Consider the following 16,790-nt stretch of genomic DNA (forward strand, 5'->3'; position numbering starts at 1 on the left):
TTTGCTGACCCGTCGCCAGATATTACTCGGCTTGTTGTCGGGATCGGGCCTCGCGCTTTGCGCGGGGCCTTCCGGCTTTCTGCATCAGGCACGGGCAGGGGATGCAGCGCGCATTGTGTCGATAGATTGGGCGGCGGCAGAAGCCATGCTGTTTTTGGGCATCGTGCCGGTGGGGCTCTCTGACACAAGTTTTTACCGTCAGCGCATGGCGTCGCCGGTCTTGCCCGACACTGTTGCCGATGTCGGCCCATTCTGGGAAATCAATCTCGAAGCGTTGGCAGAATTGCGACCCGATTTCATCATCGCCACCGACTATAATATGGTCATGACACCGCGCATCGCGGATGTGGCGCGGGTGGAGCTGGTGCCAAGCATTACTACCCCCAATGTTGAGCGCTATCAGCTTGCCGTCGATATTCTCAACCGCGTGGCCCAACTGTGCGGCGTGCCGCGTTCCGGTGCAGATGCGATTACGCAAATGGCAGAGGACCGCTTTGCCGAGGCGCGGACAAAGCTTGCCGGGCACGATCATCCTGTCGGGATCATGCTGCCCGATATTGGCGGGCGCGAGATGACCATGTATGGCGCGGGTACGCTACCAGATGCCGTGCTGCGCAAGCTCGGCCTGGCCAATCTATGGACAGGGCCGGTCAACGGAACCGGCATGGCGCGCGCCGGTCTCGATCGGCTGATGGACAACCCCGATGCGGCATTTCTGGTGGTCGATATTCCATCGCAACGGCTCCAGACGGAGCGTTCGCTGCAACAAAACACCATGTGGAAATTGCTCGCGCCCGTACGCAACAAACGCGTTGCCTGGCTGAACCAGTTCCACCCCTTCGGCGGTGTGGCTTCCGCGGTGCATCTTTCGGGGCTGATCGCGTCTGCCCTGACGCAGATGCCGGAAAAGGCGTGAGGTTTTGGCGATGAGTATCGGCTCCGTTTCATCCGGCCACGAACACGCGCAACGGCGTTTTCCGCTTCGCTGGCCAGTGCTGATTATTGCCTTGGTTCTGGTTCTGCTGCTTGTCGTTCAGGGCTTTCTCAGCATTGCAAAGCCTGCGGAATGGTTGCGCATTTTCATCGCGCCCGATCTTGACGATCCGCGCCATGTGATCGGTTTCTACAGTTTTCTGCCGCGCCTTGCCGTAGGGCTTCTGGTAGGTGGAGTTCTGGGGTTGGGCGGTGCCGTTTTCCAGACTGTGCTGCGCAATCCGCTGGCAGAGCCGGGCCTGCTCGGCGTTGCATCCGGTGCACAGATCGCCCTCGCTTTGGCGCTGGTTTTTGCACCCGGCCTGTGGACCTTCGGCAGCGAACCCATCGCGCTTGGCGGAGCCGCCGTGGCGCTCGGTATTTCCCTGCTGGTTGCTTCGGCAGGGCGGTTCTCATCCACGACCGTCGTGCTGGCGGGGCTGATGGTGGGGCTTTACTGCAACGCTGTTTTCAGCCTGCTTGTCCTGTTCAACCATGATTATCTGATCAATCTTCTGACCTGGCAGGCGGGTTCCCTGCAACAGGGCGGATGGGAGGTCTTCCTCTATCTTCTGCCGCGTTTGCTGCCATTGGCTGGACTGATCCTGTTGTTGCAGCGACCGCTCAACCTCCTGTCGCTGGGCGATGGTCAGGCCAAGGGGCTCGGCGTATCTCCGGCCTTCATGCGGCTGACCCTGTTGGCTGCCGCTGCGGCGATGGCTGCAATCGTCACCAGCAGCCTCGGACTGATCGGGATGGTGGGGCTTGCCGCACCCAATCTGGCGCGCGCTTTTGCACCGAGCTATGACGGGCGGCGTCTGGCATGGTCGGCCATTCTGGGGGCGCTGCTGCTCGTGGGCATTGATCAGCTTTTGCGGGCAATTACGCCCTTTGTCGGCAATATTCCGGCGGGCGCTGCTGCGGGCCTCTTCACCGGGCCTTTTTTGGTGATCCTCGCAACCCGCGTGCGGCTTGGCAGCGCGCCGCAAATGGGAGAACCGGCATCGGAAACCAACGCTCTCAAGCATCCGGGAAGAGCGCTGCTCGTGCTTTGCGGTCTGTGTATTGTGAGTGCAGCTTTGTCATTTCTGGTGACGAAGAACGCGCAAGGCTGGGCTTTCAGCCTGCCCGATGTGTCGGACATGGCGGCAAGCTTCTGGCGCGTACCACGCATTTTTGCGGCGGCCGGTGCTGGCGTGTGTCTGGCTGTTGCCGGGGTGATCCTGCAGGGCACATTGAGAAACCCGATGGCGAGCCCCGATCTGTTGGGTATCGGCTATGGTGCAGGTGTCGGTTTGGCTGTCGCGGTTCTGTTTCTGTCCAATGCCGGTGGCATGTCCAAACTGGCGGTCGCCTCCATAGGAGCATTTGCCGTTCTGGCGGCAATTGCGCTAATCGGCAAGCGCATGGCGTTTCAGCCGGAGCGGGTTCTGCTGGTGGGGGTCGGTCTTGGCAGTGCTTTCCACGCCTTGATGATCCTGCTTCTCGCCAGCGGTAACCCGCGCGTGGCCGGGCTTTTGAACTGGTATTCAGGATCCATGGGCAATGTCGGGAGCAGCGACGCCATTCTGGTTTGTGTCTGTGCGCTGGCCGTTTTCCTCGCGGCGATGCTTTTGAAACGCCCGGTTGAGATATTCCCGCTTGGCGATACCACCACCCGCGCCATCGGATTGAAGGTGCCGCAAAGCCGTGGGATTTTGCTGCTGATAGCCGGTGTGGCGACGACAGCCGCGACACTGACCGTCGGTCCCATCAGTTTCATCGGGCTGATGGTTCCGCATTTCGTGTCGCTGCTTGGCTTCCGCACCATTGGGGTTCGCTTGATCGCAGCGGCGCTGGTCGGCGCGCTGATGTTGATCTTCGCCGACTGGCTGGGACGCAATATCGCCTACCCATGGCCGATGTCGCCGGGTCTCATAGCGTCTCTGTTGGGCGGTATCTGGTTCCTTTGGCTGCTCTATCGCAGGAAAGGGATCGTCAGCTAGACGCGCCTATCTTGGGGGTGACTCGAAGTACGCGCCAACCGAGCAGCGTGAAGCCGATAGATAGCAGTAGGTTGATGATGTTGAAGAAACAAAAGGCCGCATAGGCGGTGGTGCTGACCCCAAGCGCTGCGGCCATATAAGCACCGCAGCTGTTCCATGGTATCAACGGCGAGGTCACGGTTGCGCTGTCGCCGAGCACGCGGGACAGGAGGGCAGGCGCCAGCCCGCGATTGGCAAAGGCCTGTTTGAACATGCGTCCGGGCAGGGCAATCGAAATATACTGATCGGACGTGACCACATTTGTCAGCACGGCGGTCCCGGCAACGGTGGTGACCAGACCTGCATCGGATTTGGTACGGCGGATCATCGGGCCGATCAGGCGATTGAGAATGCCTGCATGTTCGATCACCGCGCCGAAGGCGAGTGCGGTAATGACAAGCCAGATGGTCGTCATCATGCTGGCCATGCCGCCTCGGCTGAGGATGATGTCAATATCGTGGTCACCCACGGAACTCGTATAGCCGGTGGCAAGCGCCAGCCATGCGCCTTTCAACAGCGCGAGCGCGCTGGGCAGCGTGGCGTCATTGGCAAAAGCGATCACGCGCTGCGGGTCCATGATGACGCCTTGCACCGCTCCGGCCAGAGCGCCGCTGAAGATCGCCACGACGGGAGAAACTCGCGCGACCGACAGCACGAAGACCAGCAGCAGGGGCAGGAAAGCCCAGAGAGAAACCTGAATCTGGCTGTCGATCTTTGTGAGCAGAGAACTGGCGTCAAAATCGTTCTGCTCACCCAAAAAGCCAAACAGCACAATCGCCAGAAGCAAGGACGGGATCGATACCCAGAGCGATTCCCTGATGTGGTCGAATATTTCCGAACCGGCGGATGCCGCCGCCAGATTGACCGTATCGGAGAGCGGCGATGCCTTGTCGCCGAAATAAGCGCCGGAAATGACCGCTCCCGCCGTGATGGCCGGTGATAGCTCCATATGGGCCGCAACACCCATCAGACCGATGCCGATGGTGCCCGCGACAGTCCAGGAACTGCCGATGCTGAATGCAACAGCGGCGCAAACGACGGCTGTCGTTGCATAGAAATAATCGGGATTGAGAAGTTTCAACCCGTAATAGACCATGGAAATGATTGTGCCGCTGAGCGCCCATGTTCCGATCAAAGCGCCGACCGCCATCAGGATGAGAATGGCCGGTAAGCCGGCTGAAATCCCGTCGACGACGGATGCGCGGACAGCCGACCATCGCGACCCGTTCTTGTAGGCGACGCCTGCTGCGATCATACCGCAGATGGCAAGGGCGATCTGGTTTGGGCCGGACGAAGCCTCGTCACCGAACAGATAATAGGAGAGGGCAAGGAAGACGATGAGCGCGATACATGGCACCAGAGCATCCAGCATGGATGGAGGACGGACGCCAATTGTTGAACCCTGTTCGCTTTCGCTCACTTCATGGTCTCCCCGATAGCGAATTGAGTGTAGGCTCAAGTGTAAATAAAGAAAACTCCGATCTTTCATCAAAGATCGGAGTTTCAATACTTAATTCAATGCCATGTTAGTTTTGAAAAGCCCGTGTTGACGATCGTACCCTTCTTGCCATCGACAATAGCGGGAATGTCAGCCAGCGCGCCAATGGCGGCGGAGTTTCCCGTCGCTCTGGCGAAGTTGCAGGCGGCATCCACCTTTGGCCCCATCGAGCCTGCGGGAAACTCATATTGAGAGAGTGCTTCCGGTGTCGCTTCGTGAATGCCCTTTTGCGTCGGCTTGCCCCAGTCGGTGAAAACCGCCTCGGCGTCGGTCGCCATGATGAAGAGGTCGGCATTGAGTTCCCGGGCGAGAAGTTCGCTGGCCAGATCCTTGTCGATGACAGCCTCCACGCCACTGAGCGACCGCTCCTTGCCCTTCTCATACATGGTGGGAATGCCACCGCCGCCCGCGCAGATGAGAATGGTGTCCTTTTCAAGCAGCCATTTCAGCGGGCGTATCTCGAAGATCCGCTTCGGCAGCGGCGATGGCACAACCCGCCGCCACTTGTCGCCGTCCTGCTTGAAGGTCCAGCCTTTTTCGCCACGGATGCGGTCGGCATCTTCTTTCGAATAGACCGGGCCGACGAACTTGGTCGGGTTCTGGAAGCCGGGATCGTCACCATCCACCTCAACCATGGTGAGGACGGTGGCAATCGGAATATCAAACGGCAGAACATTGCCAAGTTCCTGTTCCAGCATGTAGCCGATCATGCCTTCCGTCTGGGCGCCAAGCACGTCCAGCGGATAGGCCTCATCGGGCTTGTAGGCTGCGCCTTGCAAGGCAAGCAGCCCGACTTGCGGACCGTTGCCATGGGTGATGATGACCTGATGGTCCTTGGTGACCGGCGCGATGGCCTCGACAGCGGTGCGGATATTCCTGCGTTGCACCTCGGCTGTCATCGGCTCGCCGCGCCGCAAAAGGGCGTTGCCGCCCAATGCGATGACGATGCGCATCCTCAATCTCCAATCGTTGCCACAAGCAGGGCCTTGATGGTGTGCAGGCGGTTTTCCGCCTGTTCGAATGCGATATTGGCGTGGGATTCGAACACTTCGTCCGTCACTTCGAGGCCATCTGAAATGCCGAACTGGTCGGCGATCTGCTTACCCACCACGGTCTCCGTGTCGTGGAATGCAGGCAGGCAGTGCATGAATTTCACCTGCGGATTACCCGCAGCCTTCATCAACGCTGTATTGACCTGGTAGGGCTTCAGAAGCTTGATGCGTTCTGCCCAGACTTCCTTCGGCTCGCCCATTGACACCCACACATCGGTATGGATGAAGTCCACGTCCTTGACCGCAGCCTTGATGTCATCCGTGATGGTCAGCTTCGCGCCCGATGCCTCGGCGAGTTCCTCGGCGATCTTCCGATATTCTTCAGAAGGCCACAGTTCCTTCGGTCCGCAGATACGGACATCCATGCCCATCAGGCAACCGACGATCATCAGCGAATGGCCCATATTGGAGCGCGTGTCGCCGACATAGGCATATTTGATCTGGGGGATCGGCTTGTCGCTGTGTTCCCACATCGTCAGCACATCGGCCAGCATCTGGGTTGGGTGATATTCGTCGGTCAGGCCGTTATAGACCGGAACGCCGGCATATTTGGCCAGTGTTTCCACGCCGGTCTGGGATGAGCCGCGATATTCGATGGCGTCATACATGCGGCCCAGAACACGCGCGGTATCCTTGAAGGATTCCTTGTGGCCGATCTGTGATCCGGCCGGGTCGAGATAGGTGACATTGGCGCCCTGATCGGAGCAGGCGACCTCGAAAGCGCAGCGGGTACGTGTGGAGGTCTTTTCGAAAATGAGGCAGATTTCCTTGCCCGACAGGTGCTTTTGTTCGGTGCGGGCATATTTGGCGCGCTTCAGATCGCGTGCCAGATCCAGCAGGAAGCGAAACTCGCGCGGCGTGTAATCCTGCACCGTGAGAAGCGAACGATTGCGCAGATTAAAGCTCATGATACGTCTCCAAAATTTTATAACGTTGCGATGAGTGTCCGGTGATCAGACCGGATCGCGCCAGATGGGGCAGGTCATGCAATGCCCGCCGCCTCGACCACGGCCAAGCTCCGAGCCGCGAATAGTGATGACTTCAACGCCAGCCTTGCGCAGCAGCGTGTTGGTGTAGGTGTTGCGGTCGTAGGAGACGACCACGCCAGGTTCCAGCGCCACGACGTTGTTGCCATCGTCCCACTGTTCACGCTCGGCCTCATAAGCGTTGCCGCCTGTTGCTACCGAGCGCAGTTTCTTCAGCTCAAGCGCTTCCGCGACCACCTCCAGAAGATGCTTGGTTTCTGGACGGACGACGAGTTTGCCATCGTCGCCGGGATAGATGCTGAAGCAACGGATCTGGTCCACCACTTCGCCGAAAATGGTCACGAGGTCGCGGTCGCAGAAGCTGAACACCGTATCGAGATGCATGGCCGCACGGCTCTTCGGCATTACGCAGGCGATAACGCGGGTCGCGGCGTTTGCGGTGAACAGTGCTTCGGCTACCTGGCCGACGGCCTGATAGGTCGTGCGTTCGCCCATGCCGATCAGCACGGTGCCATTGCCGATCGGCATGACGTCGCCGCCTTCCATCGTGGCATTGCCGTGGTCTGCGTCGAAGTCGCCGCACCAGATCTTGAAATCGCCGTCCTTGAATTCCGGATGATATTTATAGATAGCGCGCTGGATCAGCGTTTCCGGCTGACGTGCTGGCCAGAACATCGGGTTCACGGTCACGCCGCCATAAATCCAGCAGGACGAGTCGCGCTGGAATAGCGTGTTGGGGATTGGCGGGATGATAAATTCCGTACCGCCTAGCACGTCGAGCATCAGTTCCTTGCCCCATATGTCGGGCAGGTCGGAGACGGCCACGCCGCCGATGAGAAACTCCGCAAGGTTTTTCGACGGCAGTTCGTCCAGCCATGGGCGCATGGAATTGGCAACATTGCGTCCCACCTGATTGGGGAGAATGCGCCGGTCGAGTACGAATTGCCGCGCTTCCTTGTCGTTCAGCGTTTCAGCGAGCAGGTCCTGCATTTCCAGAACTTCCACGCCGCGTTCGCGCATTTTGAGCACGAAGTCGAAATGGTCCTTCTGTGCTTCGTGGACCCAGATCACATCATCGAACAGAAGGTCATGGCAATTGGCTGGGGTCAGTCGTTGATGCGCCAGCGAAGGGCTGCAAACCATCACCGTGCGCAGCTTGCCGACTTCCGAATGCACTCCAAATTGTCTCATCTCGATACTCCTGTTTGGAACCAGTGAACTGGGCGGGAAGGCCTTGGCCGGTCCGATTACGTCATCTTGAAAGCCGGCAAAGGATCATTTCCACGGATGAACGTGTCAGAACGGTGTGATGACCCCCGTCCACATCAGATAGATTGCGACCAGGGCCAGCAGGGTGATGCCTGCGGCAATCCCTATCTCGTGTCCTTCGAAGATCGGCTCGCCATGTTCCTTGCGGGCTTTGGCGTAAACCAGAATGCCGGGTGCAAAAAGCACCGTGCACATCAGCAGGAAACTCAGTCCCGCCGCATAGACGAGCCAGACGCCGTAAAGCGTCGCGATCAGGCTTACCCACAGGTCGCGTCGTCGCGCCTTGCTGTTGGCGCCGTATGTTTCGCCGCTGAGTGCAAGTTTCAGGGCGAAAGCGCCTGAGAACACATAGGGCGGCAAGATGGCGACTGATGCGATGAAGTAGAAGAACTGGTAGGCGCTTTCTGAAAAATAGGTGAGCAGCAGGAAGAACTGGATCGCAAGGTTCGTTGCCCACAAGGCGTGGGCGGGCGAGCCGTTCTTGTTCTCCACAGCAAACCATTTCGGAAATGTACCGTCGCGACCGCAGGAAAATGGGATTTCCGCGCAAAGCAGAGTCCATGACAAAAATGCGCCGCCAACCGAAATCAGAAGGCCGACATTGATAAGCAGTGCGCCCCAATGCCCGACAAGCGGCTCGAACACACCGGCCATGGATGGCACTTTCAGCCCGGCAAGTTCCGGCTGGCTCATCAGCCCGGTCGACAGCAGCGAGACCAGCACATAGATGCCGAGCGCGCCGAGAAAGCCGATGACGGTTGCGCGCCCCACATCCTTGCGGTTGGCCGCGCGGGCCGAATAAACGCTGGCGCCTTCGATGCCGATGAACACCCAAAGCGTCACCAGCATGGTGCTTTTGATCTGGTGCGTGATGCTGCCAAGGGTCGCTTCTTCACCGCGACCCCAGAAATTGAAGGTGAACTTGTCCCAGTGGAAGGCAATGATGGCGATCAGGATGAACAGCATCAGCGGCACAAGTTTCGCAATCGTGGTGACGATATTGACGAACGACGCCTGTTTGATGCCGTAAAGGACGAGCGTGTGGATCAGCCAAAGGCAGATGGAAGCGCCAATGATAGATGGCAGGTTGGACCCGTCGCCGAAAACCGGGAAGAAGAATGACAAAGCCGAAAAGATTGCCACCGCATAGGCAACATTGCCGAGAAAGGCGCTGAGCCAGTATCCCCAGGCGCTGTTGAAGCCGATAAACGATCCGAAACCGGCTTTGGCATAGGCGTAAGGACCAGCATCGAGATCAGGACGCCGGTTGGCCAGCGACTGATAGACCTTCGCCAGCATCAACATGCCGATGCCGGTGATTGTCCAGCCGATGATCACCGCGCCGGGCGACGCTGCGCGGGACATGTCCGATGGCAGATTAAAAACGCCCCCGCCAATCATCGACCCCAGGACGAGCGCAATCAAAGGAAATAATGTCAGTTTGTGCGGTTCTTTTTCCACCGCAACCTGTCCGCTGTGCGTATCGGCCATGCAACTCTCCAATCCTGCGCGATTATGAGCATGAAACGAATTTTCGCAGACAATGATATGAGAGCTGGTCTCGCGTCATTGATCTCGATCAAGCGTATAATTATTATTTATCAACTGTTATGAAGCTTGATTTCGCAATGGAAATTAGTACGAATTAAATAAAGTCAAGAAAAGGTGTTAAAATCTTTTATTTAGAATATTTCTATAATTAGAAAATCAATATGATAAACTGTTAATCAGCTAAACAATTCCATGAAATATTTATATCACAGGGTGCTGACTCAAAATATATTTATCGAAGACTGCAAGAATCCAATGAGCGGTGCGGCATTCTAGCCACATACACTCATGCTTCTGGATCAAACTATTTTTTAGATAGCCGACGAGCCGCGAAGTGCGTCCCCGGCTCATTTTCAATAGTGGTTATTTCCCATTTTATCCCCGCGAGACCTAACGAAAACACGCTTCAACCAAATCCCTATTGGCTGCAGAGAGGACAATAAATAAGGCGCCTCTAAAGCAAGAGCTAAAGCAGAAGTACGTTTTATCAATATGGTTTTATTAAAAAAATTCAGGTGGTCTGTCTTGATGGAAGCATCAAGACAGACCACCTGACTTCGCGATACGCGCTTTCGATATCAGCGGTTGCGGAACTGTGGCGGGCGCCTTTCGGCGAATGCGTTCAGGCCCTCGCGACGGTCGTCAAGTGCGAAGGTTGAATAGAGCAGGCGGCGCTCAACATAAATACCTTCCTGCAGATGGGTCTCGTAGGCCTTGTTAACTGCTTCCTTGGCGAGCTGCACGACGGGTCGGGAATAAGCGGCAACCTTGGCAGCGAGCTTCACCGCCTCCAGCACCTGCGACCCCGCCGGAACGACGCGGCTCACCAATCCCATGCTTTGGGCTTCCGCTGCCGAAAGTGCGCGGCCACTCAGAATCATGTCCATGGCCACGGCTTTGCCGACGATCCGGGTCAGGCGCTGTGTGCCGCCCGCGCCGGGAATGATGCCGATGGAGGTTTCCGGCAGGGCAAAGCGCGCTGTTTCGGAGGCGATAATCATGTCGCACATCATGGCGATCTCGCAGCCGCCGCCGATGGCGTGGCCGGAAACGGCGGCAATCGTCGGCTTTCGTACCCGCGCCAGTCCCTCCCATGTCGAGGTGATGAGCTGTTCCTCATAGACTTCGGCGAAAGTCTTGTCCTTGATTTCCTTGATGTCTGCTCCGGCGGCAAAAGCCCGGTCCGAACCGGTGATGACGATGGCGCCAATGGCCGGATCGGCATCGAAGGCGGCTGCGGCTTTTGAAAGCTCGACAGTCAACTGCCGGTTCAGCGCATTCAACGCTTCGGGGCGGTTCAACGTGATAATGCCGACCTGTCCTTCGACTGTGACAAGGATATTTTCATAGGTCATGAGAACCTCTTGGCAATCTCAGGCGATGCGGACCAGAATTTTGCCCATGCGGGCCGGGTCTTCGAGTTGCGCAAAGGCGGCGGGCACATTTTCCAGCGTGACGGTGCTATGGATCAGCGGCTTAAAACCGCCCGTCTCCCAGGCGCGGATCAGGCGACCGAACTCTTCCATGCTGCCCATGGTTGAGCCGTGAATAGAGATCTGGCGCACAAACAGACGCTGTAGATCGGCGGAAGGATGAGCGCCTGTCGTCGCGCCACAGGTGACGAGGTGGCCACCGCGCGCAGCACTGCGCAGGCTTGCGCCCCATGTCCGCTCGCCGACATTGTCGATCACGAGATCGGCCCCTTCGCCGCCGGTCAGGCGCAGAGCAGTCTTCGGTACATCCTCGTTACGATAGTCGATGGTCTCGACGCCGAGATTGCGAAAATGGGCGAGCTTGTCATCGCCGGATGTGGTGACGATGACGCGCGCGCCAGCCATGCGGGCAAGCTGCATGGCCGCATAGGCAACGCCGCCACCTGCACCCTGGATCAACACCACGCTGCCGGGACCGGTTGGTGCTTTGCCGAACACCATGCGCCAGGCCGTCAGATAGGCGACGCCGAGGACGGCGGCCTGATCGATGTCCGCCTCGTTGCCAATCCTGACCAGAGATCGCGCCGGAAGGACCACTTCTTCAGCAAAAGTTCCATGGCGATGTTCGCCGAGAATGCGCGCCGAATGGCAAAGCGGCTGGTCTCCTGCAAGGCAGGGACGACAGGTGCCACAAAATTCGTAAGGATAGAGTATGACGCGGTCGCCTGCGGTAAAGCTGCTGTCCTGCGGGGCTTCAAGCACTTCGCCCACACCATCGACGCCCATGATCAGTGGGAGGTCATGGGTAATGCCCGCGCCATTGTCTCGCATATAAAGATCGACGCGATTGATCGACGCGGCGAGCATGCGCACGCGCGCAAAGCCCGGCGGACAGGTCGGGTTTGGCATATCCATATAGGCGACGCCAGCTGCGCCGCGCTCTTTCAAAACGATGGCTTTCATGATTGATCCTCCCATCGAAGAAGGTAAATATATTTACTCAATTTATCAAGCTTCTTTCGCGATGTCGTCCATAATATGGCGATAAAAGCCTGTTGCCTCAAATAACATATGGGTATAAATGACAATATATTGCCATACATGGGAGGATATCATGGCTATGGATTCCGATACGCTGGCGCAATTTCTGGATACGCTGCGCCGTTTCGTTGATGACAGGCTGATCCCGGCGGAGGCTGAAGTGGCCGAAACCGACGCCATCCCGGTGGATGTTCTAGGCGAGATGCGGGAGATGGGTCTGTTTGGCCTGACTGCGCCGGAGGAGTTCGGCGGCCTGGGGCTCACCATGGAGGAAGAGGTTCTGATCATGTTCGAGCTGGGGCGTGCCGCGCCTGCGTTTCGCTCGATCTTCGCCACCAATGTTGGCATCGGAATGCAGGGCATCGCCATTGATGGTACCGACGAGCAGAAGGCAAAATACCTGCCGCTTCTGGCGTCGGGCGAGCTGACCGGTTCCTTCGCGCTGACCGAGCCGGATGTTGGTTCGGACGCGGCTGCGGTCAAGACGACGGCGCGCAGGGATGGGGATGTCTATGTGCTGAACGGCACCAAGCGCTTCATCACCAATGCGCCGCATGCGGGTTTGTTCACGGTGATGGCGCGAACCGATCCGACGCAAAAGGGTGCGGCGGGTGTGTCGGCCTTTGCTGTCGAGCGCGGTACACCGGGCCTTTCTACTGGCAAGCCGGAAAAGAAGATGGGTCAGCAGGGCGCGCATGTCTGCGATGTGATTTTCGAGGACTGTCGGGTTCCCGCTTCTGCCTTGATAGGCGGCGTCGAGGGGCAAGGCTTCAAAACGGCCATGAAGGTGCTCGACAAGGGGCGTCTGCATATCGCCGCCGCCTGCGTTGGCCTGTCGGACCGGATCATCGACGATATGCTGGATTATGCGGTGGGCCGCCGCCAGTTTGGCAAACCTCTGTCGGACTTCCAGCTTTTGCAGGCGATGTTTGCGGATTCGAAGGCGGATGCCTATGCGGCGCGCTGCATGGTGCTGGATGCGGCGCGCAAGCGCGATGCAAAGCAGAATGTCAGCGTCGAAGCTTCCTGCGCCAAGATGTTTGCCTCGGAGGCTGTGGGGCGTATCGCCGACCGCAATGTGCAGGTGCATGGCGGCAACGGCTATATTCGTGAATATCGCGCAGAGCAGCTTTTCCGCGATGCGCGCCTGTTCCGCATTTATGAAGGCACGACGCAAATCCAGCAGATCGTTATCGCCAAGGCGCTTGTTGCAGGCGCGAAAGAACGGGCTGGTCTGTAATCCCGATGCAGAAGGCGGCGGATTGATCTGCCGTCTTCGTTCTATTCGGCAGCGTCTTCGGTTGAGGTCGCTTCGGGGTCGATGGCTTTGAAATTGTGCAGCATCTTGTCGAGGTAATGCAGCATGTGGATTTTGTCCTCGGTCGAGAATCCGTCCAGCGCTTCCTCGTAATAGCCGGTGATGACGGGGCGCATATTTTCGTCCCAGAGGCTGAGGCCTTTTTCGGTCAACCGGATGAGGCGAGAGCGATTGTCGGTTTCCGATACGGCGCGCTCGATATAGCCGAGGCTTTCCAGTCGCGACAGAACGCCCGCCAGATTTTGACGGCTGACCAGCAGGAAGGTGGCGAGATCGCCAACCGCGACGCCATTTTCAAAATTCGTGCGCGTCAGTGCACCCAGCACGGCCCATTGCTGGGTGGTGATCCCATAGTCTTCGAGCGCGCGCGTGCCCGTTTTATGCAGCATGTTGGCGCATTGATACATCCGGAAGAACAGCCGGTTGCTGAGGCCTAGCGACAGGTCGGTGAATTTTGCGCGCTCTTTTGTGGTCTTTGTCATGTTTTCCGCTTCGGTTGCCGGCGACAGAGTGTACGTCCTTCGACTTTAGGTCAAGAGAGTGCCACATATAAAATAACGTAAATATATTGACATAAATTTCTAGCCGCTGTAACCATTTTAAATGGGAGTTTAATCCGAGGTTCGGGGCAGGATACGGCGATATACACGCGTTTAACGTTTGTTATAAGGCGTTTCGTTGTTGATCTGTTATATGGAAGGAGGACGCCATGCGTGGCCTAAAAGGTAAAGTAGTTGTCGTAACGGGCGGCGGTGGTGGGATTGGCTCGGCCACTTGCCTGCGTTTCGCCGAAGAAGGCGCGCGTGTTGTCGTTGCAGATATCAGCGCGGATGCTGCCGCCAAGGTTGTCGATGCGATCAAGGCCAAGGGCGGCGATGCTACGGCAATGATCGTGGACCTGACGAATTTCGACGCGACGGGTGCGGCAGTTGCCAAGCTTGAGGCCGAATATGGTCCGGTCGATGTGCTGGTCAACAATGCCGGTTGGGACCTGTTCGTGCCCTTCCTTAAATCCGAGCCGGACTACTGGGCGAAGATCATCGACATCAATCTGCGCGCTGTTTTGAACATCACCAAGCCGGTGTTGGCCTCCATGGTGGCGCGGGGCAATGGCGGTAGGGTCGTGTCCATCGGCTCCGATGCGGGGCGTGGCGGCTCGTCGGGCGAGTCTGTTTACTCGGCATGCAAGGCCGGTGTGATCGCTTTCATGAAAACGCTGGCGCGCGAGCATTCGCGCAACAACATCACCTTCAACACCGTCTGCCCCGGTGTGACCGAGACCGCCATGCTGGAAAACTTCATGGAAGCGGCGGGCGAGAAGGAAAAGCTACGCACTGCCTTTGCCAAGGCGGTGCCGCTTGGTCGTCTTGGTCGCCCGGATGATCTGCCCGGCGCGATTGTATTCCTGTCGAGTGACGATGCGGCCTTCATCACGGGTCAGACGATCAGCGTCTCCGGCGGCCTGACGATGCACGGCTGAATGAGGAGGAGGAAGCCATGACTGATTATACCGATATTCTCTATGAGGTTCGCGGCGGTGCGGCATGGATCACCATCAATCGTCCCGACAAGTACAACGCCTTTCGCGGCCACACGATTGACGAGCTGATCCATGCTTTTCAGAAGGCGGGCTGGGACAAGTCCATTGGCGCCATCGTGCTGACCGGCGCTGGCGACAAGGCATTCTGCACCGGCGGCGATCAGTCGGCCCATGACGGGCAATATGACGGTCGCGGCGTGATCGGCCTGCCGGTCGATGAGCTGCAATGTCTGATCCGCGATGTGCCGAAGCCAGTGATCGCCCGCGTCAACGGCTTTGCCATTGGCGGCGGCAATGTTCTGGCCACGGTTTGCGATCTGACCATCGCATCCGACAAAGCGCAGTTCGGACAGGTCGGTCCCAAGGTCGGTTCCGTCGATCCGGGGTTTGGGACTGCTTATCTCGCCCGCGTCATCGGTGAAAAGCGCGCCCGTGAAATCTGGTATCTCAACAAGCGCTATACTGCGCAGCAGGCGCTGGAATGGGGCCTTGCCAATGCGGTTGTCCCGCATGACGAGCTGGATGCGGAAGTGGATCGCTGGGTGGCCGAACTGATGGAGCGCTCACCGACCGCTCTGGCGCTCGCCAAGCTTTCGTTCAACGCCGACAGCGAAAACATCCGGGGCATCGGTGCTCTCGGTATGCGCGCTCTGTCGCTCTATTACGATACCGAGGAAAGCAAGGAAGGCGGCGTCGCCTTCCGCGAAAAGCGCAAGCCCGATTTCCGCAAATTCGCGAAATAAGTCGCTCTAGCTAAGACCGGTCGGCGCGCCTGTTGCAAGGCGCGCCGCATATCCGGCGCAGACAACAAACATATGCAGACGTCTATCTGGGAGGAGGGACCAATGCTGTGCATTTCAGTGCCTCATAAGCGCTTTTGCGCCTCCTCGTTGACGTCCCGGTCAGTGAGGTAGCCATGTATCCGACCATTTTTGATACCGAAGAGATCAACGCACTGCGCGACCTCGCCCGCAAGTTTGCAAGGGATCGTCTCTCACCGGGCTATCAGGCCCGGGAAAAATCCGGCGCCTTCGGCCAGGAACTGGTCCGCGAAATGGGCAGTCTTGGCCTGATCGCCCCTGAGCTGCCGGAAGAATTCGGCGGTCTCGGTTCCGGCGCGCTCTATTCAGGCGTCATCATCGAGGAAATCGCCCGTGGCGATTTCAACATGGGCTATATCAATGTGCTCGCTTCGCTGAACGGGCAGATATTGGCGAAGTTCGCCAATCCCGAGATCAAGCGCGAATGGCTGCCGAAACTCATCGTAGGCGAATTGATGCTCGCCATTGCGCTGACCGAACCGCGCGGCGGATCGGATGCGGCCAATCTTGGTCTCAAGATGGAGCGCGACGGCGACCACTACGTCATCAACGGTGAAAAGACATCAATCTCCGCGGCAGATCAGGCCAAGGGCGCGGTGGTGTTTGCCCGCACCGGCAAGCCGGAAGACAAGGCGCGGGGTATCTCGGCCATTTTCGTGCCGATGGATACGCCCGGCATTTCCACCACGCGTTTTGTCGATGTCGGTCAGCATGCGATCGGGCGAGGCTCGATCTTCTTCGACAATGTGCGGGTGCCGGTGGATCATCTGCTCGGCGAAGAGGGCAAAGGCTTCGTGCAGGTCATGCAGGGCTTCGATTTCTCGCGCTCACTGATCGGCCTGCAATGTCTTGGCACCGCCCGCCAGTCGCTGGATGAGGCGTGGGATTATATCAAGGAACGCAAGGCCTTCGACAAGCCGCTGGCGGCATTTCAGGGCATCACGCATCAGCTTGCCGATTTCGATACCAAGGTGGAGGCCGCGCGGCTTCTGTCGCTCAATGCGCTGTGGCTCAAGGATCAGGGTATGCCGCATGTGGCCGAGGCTGCCATGGCCAAGTGGTGGCCGCCGCTTCTGGCTTATGAGGCAATCCATGCCTGCCTGCTGATCCACGGTCATGCCGCCTATTCCAACGAACTGCCGTTCGAGCAGCGCCTGCGCGATGTGCTCGGTCTGCAGATCGGCGATGGCACTGCACATATCATGAAAAACATCATCGCACGCGAACGTGCGGGAAGGGCCGCTGTCAGCGGCTGACATTGCGCCGACAATGAGTGGGAGGAGGA

Annotated in this window: 14 protein-coding genes; 6 read left to right on the forward strand and 8 right to left on the reverse strand. The window is 58.2% G+C overall.

The window, feature by feature from the left end:
* Position 1: 1 nt before the first annotated feature.
* Together FHW03_RS23660 and fhuB are read left to right on the forward strand one after the other, a co-directional pair.
* Positions 2-916, forward strand: a complete 915-nt coding sequence (locus FHW03_RS23660) for an ABC transporter substrate-binding protein (protein WP_377515601.1) — start codon at positions 2-4, stop codon at positions 914-916.
* 10 nt (positions 917-926) lie between these two features.
* Positions 927-2,957 (forward strand): Fe(3+)-hydroxamate ABC transporter permease FhuB, encoded by a 2,031-nt coding sequence (fhuB, locus tag FHW03_RS23665; protein ID WP_182522890.1) that lies wholly within the window; start codon positions 927-929, stop codon positions 2,955-2,957.
* Here fhuB and FHW03_RS23670 read toward each other — a convergent pair.
* The 7 genes from FHW03_RS23670 to FHW03_RS23700 all read right to left on the reverse strand — a co-directional run bounded on the left by FHW03_RS23670 (position 2,950) and on the right by FHW03_RS23700 (position 11,748).
* Entirely contained in the window at positions 2,950-4,416 is a 1,467-nt protein-coding gene (locus FHW03_RS23670; RefSeq protein ID WP_210277407.1) for a Na+/H+ antiporter NhaC family protein, read from the reverse strand. The two genes, fhuB and FHW03_RS23670, sit on opposite strands and share 8 nt — an antisense overlap.
* A gap of 95 nt (positions 4,417-4,511) precedes the next feature.
* Positions 4,512-5,447, reverse strand: a complete 936-nt coding sequence (arcC, locus tag FHW03_RS23675) for a carbamate kinase (RefSeq protein ID WP_182522892.1) — start codon at positions 5,445-5,447, stop codon at positions 4,512-4,514.
* 2 nt (positions 5,448-5,449) lie between these two features.
* A complete protein-coding gene (locus FHW03_RS23680; RefSeq protein ID WP_182522893.1) occupies positions 5,450-6,454 on the reverse strand; it encodes an ornithine carbamoyltransferase in 1,005 nt (334 codons plus the stop codon).
* 45 nt (positions 6,455-6,499) lie between these two features.
* The gene (gene arcA, locus FHW03_RS23685; RefSeq protein WP_182522894.1) at positions 6,500-7,723 is read right to left on the reverse strand and encodes an arginine deiminase; all 1,224 of its coding nucleotides are present in this window, start codon (positions 7,721-7,723) and stop codon (positions 6,500-6,502) included.
* Positions 7,724-7,828: 105 nt separating this feature from the next.
* Complete coding sequence (gene arcD / locus FHW03_RS23690; RefSeq protein ID WP_182522895.1) at positions 7,829-9,292, reverse strand: arginine-ornithine antiporter; 1,464 nt, start codon at positions 9,290-9,292, stop codon at positions 7,829-7,831.
* Between the two features lie 638 nt (positions 9,293-9,930).
* Positions 9,931-10,707: an enoyl-CoA hydratase-related protein gene (locus FHW03_RS23695; RefSeq protein WP_182522896.1), complete on the reverse strand. Its 777-nt coding sequence runs from the start codon at positions 10,705-10,707 to the stop codon at positions 9,931-9,933.
* Positions 10,708-10,725: 18 nt separating this feature from the next.
* Positions 10,726-11,748, reverse strand: a complete 1,023-nt coding sequence (locus tag FHW03_RS23700; RefSeq protein ID WP_182522897.1) for a zinc-binding dehydrogenase — start codon at positions 11,746-11,748, stop codon at positions 10,726-10,728.
* 151 nt (positions 11,749-11,899) lie between these two features.
* Here FHW03_RS23700 and FHW03_RS23705 point away from each other — a divergent pair, with 151 nt between their 5' ends.
* Positions 11,900-13,066: an acyl-CoA dehydrogenase family protein gene (locus tag FHW03_RS23705; RefSeq protein WP_182522898.1), complete on the forward strand. Its 1,167-nt coding sequence runs from the start codon at positions 11,900-11,902 to the stop codon at positions 13,064-13,066.
* Between the two features lie 41 nt (positions 13,067-13,107).
* Here the strand turns inward: FHW03_RS23705 and FHW03_RS23710 are convergent, their stop codons facing one another.
* On the reverse strand, positions 13,108-13,626 hold the full coding sequence (locus FHW03_RS23710) for a MarR family transcriptional regulator (protein ID WP_182522899.1): 519 nt from the start codon (positions 13,624-13,626) through the stop codon (positions 13,108-13,110).
* Positions 13,627-13,853: 227 nt separating this feature from the next.
* Between FHW03_RS23710 and FHW03_RS23715 the strand changes: the two genes are divergently transcribed.
* From FHW03_RS23715 to aliB, 3 genes are all read left to right on the forward strand, one after another.
* Positions 13,854-14,624: a glucose 1-dehydrogenase gene (locus FHW03_RS23715; protein ID WP_182522900.1), complete on the forward strand. Its 771-nt coding sequence runs from the start codon at positions 13,854-13,856 to the stop codon at positions 14,622-14,624.
* A gap of 17 nt (positions 14,625-14,641) precedes the next feature.
* Complete coding sequence (badI, locus tag FHW03_RS23720; RefSeq protein WP_182522901.1) at positions 14,642-15,427, forward strand: 2-ketocyclohexanecarboxyl-CoA hydrolase; 786 nt, start codon at positions 14,642-14,644, stop codon at positions 15,425-15,427.
* 173 nt (positions 15,428-15,600) lie between these two features.
* Complete coding sequence (gene aliB, locus FHW03_RS23725; RefSeq protein WP_182522902.1) at positions 15,601-16,761, forward strand: cyclohexanecarboxyl-CoA dehydrogenase; 1,161 nt, start codon at positions 15,601-15,603, stop codon at positions 16,759-16,761.
* The last annotated feature ends 29 nt before the right edge of the window (positions 16,762-16,790 follow it).

This window comes from Ochrobactrum sp. RH2CCR150 (assembly GCA_014138095.1).
GTDB classification, from domain to species: domain Bacteria; phylum Pseudomonadota; class Alphaproteobacteria; order Rhizobiales; family Rhizobiaceae; genus Brucella; species Brucella gambitense.

Coding starts and splice junctions, on each gene's coding strand:
- fhuB (WP_182522890.1), top strand. CDS start 927: ATGAGTATCGGCTCCGTTTCATCCGGCCACGAACACGCGCAACGGCGT.
- FHW03_RS23705 (WP_182522898.1), top strand. CDS start 11,900: ATGGCTATGGATTCCGATACGCTGGCGCAATTTCTGGATACGCTGCGC.
- arcD (WP_182522895.1), bottom strand. CDS start 9,292: ATGGCCGATACGCACAGCGGACAGGTTGCGGTGGAAAAAGAACCGCAC.
- arcC (WP_182522892.1), bottom strand. CDS start 5,447: ATGCGCATCGTCATCGCATTGGGCGGCAACGCCCTTTTGCGGCGCGGC.
- FHW03_RS23680 (WP_182522893.1), bottom strand. CDS start 6,454: ATGAGCTTTAATCTGCGCAATCGTTCGCTTCTCACGGTGCAGGATTAC.
- FHW03_RS23695 (WP_182522896.1), bottom strand. CDS start 10,707: ATGACCTATGAAAATATCCTTGTCACAGTCGAAGGACAGGTCGGCATT.
- FHW03_RS23710 (WP_182522899.1), bottom strand. CDS start 13,626: ATGACAAAGACCACAAAAGAGCGCGCAAAATTCACCGACCTGTCGCTA.
- FHW03_RS23715 (WP_182522900.1), top strand. CDS start 13,854: ATGCGTGGCCTAAAAGGTAAAGTAGTTGTCGTAACGGGCGGCGGTGGT.
- FHW03_RS23700 (WP_182522897.1), bottom strand. CDS start 11,748: ATGAAAGCCATCGTTTTGAAAGAGCGCGGCGCAGCTGGCGTCGCCTAT.
- badI (WP_182522901.1), top strand. CDS start 14,642: ATGACTGATTATACCGATATTCTCTATGAGGTTCGCGGCGGTGCGGCA.
- arcA (WP_182522894.1), bottom strand. CDS start 7,723: ATGAGACAATTTGGAGTGCATTCGGAAGTCGGCAAGCTGCGCACGGTG.
- aliB (WP_182522902.1), top strand. CDS start 15,601: ATGTATCCGACCATTTTTGATACCGAAGAGATCAACGCACTGCGCGAC.